This is a genomic window from Dolichospermum circinale AWQC310F, assembly GCF_000426925.1.
In the GTDB taxonomy this organism is placed as follows: domain Bacteria; phylum Cyanobacteriota; class Cyanobacteriia; order Cyanobacteriales; family Nostocaceae; genus Dolichospermum; species Dolichospermum circinale.
Genome location: NZ_KE384668.1, coordinates 54,794 through 55,806, shown reverse-complemented (window position 1 = coordinate 55,806; position 1,013 = coordinate 54,794). Strand labels below are relative to the sequence as shown.

The window sequence follows — 1,013 nt, the reverse complement described above, 5'->3', positions numbered from 1 at the left end:
TGCGTGGCGTAGCCATACAAGAATTAGTAGGTATCAATTCTGTCTTTCTTCCTGTGTTCCCTGACCACACAAGTAAATTCACAGAATCAAACCGGATTCCTATATTATAATTGGTTACAAAATTAACCCTCTTTTATTAACCGAGACGTATAGAGTCATGTCCAATAGTAATATATATCTTCCCTATTTTGACAAACTTCTGGAAAAATTCCGCCAGGGTGATACCGAGACAATGCAAGCCTTTGGTAGGCACGTCCATTGGGGTTACTGGGAAAATCCGAAACAAGCCGATGGTTCAGTATCAGATTTTGTTGCAGCAGCCGAAAATCTGTGTCAGCGAGTATGCGATACAGCAACTATCAAAGATGGTGATAAATTGTTAGATGTCGGGTGCGGTTTTGGTGGAACTATTGCCAGTCTCAATGAACGTATTGCTAATAGCGTACTAGTGGGTTTAAATATTGATGAACGCCAATTAATACGTGCTAAATCGGAATTAAAAGCATCCAATTACAATCAAATCGAATTTATACAAGGTGATGCCTGTCAACTTCCTTTTGAAGATGCTTCCTTTGATGTGGTACTGGCAGTGGAGTGTATTTTTCATTTTCCCAGCCGGGAGCGTTTTTTCCAAGAAGCAAAGCGAGTTTTAAAACCGGGTGGTAGACTAGCATTATCTGATTTTGTCCCCATTCCCCTAGCTTATCACTTGATGAACTTAGTAGGACAAGTAATTAAGTCACCTGTGGGAGAAACCTATGGTAGAGTGGACAGTCGCTTTACTTTGAAGGATTACCGAAAACTTGCCCAAGAAACCGGATTTAGTATACTTGAGGAAGAAGATATTACAGTAAAAACACTGCCAACTTATCCCATTGTCAAACGGATATTTGAGCAAATGGGCGGCGAAATTGACAGAAAATCCACTGCTGATGTTGAATTGGTGAGTAATTTAGGATTATTACGCTATCTGATTCTTTCCTTTCAATCGCTTTAAAATTTATGATAAATTT

Annotated in this window: 1 protein-coding gene; it reads left to right on the top strand. The window is 39.3% G+C overall.

Annotated elements, in window-relative coordinates; translation table 11 throughout:
* The first annotated feature begins 157 nt into the window (after positions 1–157).
* The gene (locus tag ACIR310F_RS0104745; RefSeq protein ID WP_028082827.1) at positions 158–997 is read left to right on the top strand and encodes a class I SAM-dependent methyltransferase; all 840 of its coding nucleotides are present in this window, start codon (positions 158–160) and stop codon (positions 995–997) included.
* Positions 998–1,013: the final 16 nt, after the last annotated feature.

What these genes read in the sequence shown, in the direction of transcription:
- ACIR310F_RS0104745 (WP_028082827.1), top strand. Translation starts at nt 158, where the DNA reads ATGTCCAATAGTAATATATATCTTCCCTATTTTGACAAACTTCTGGAA.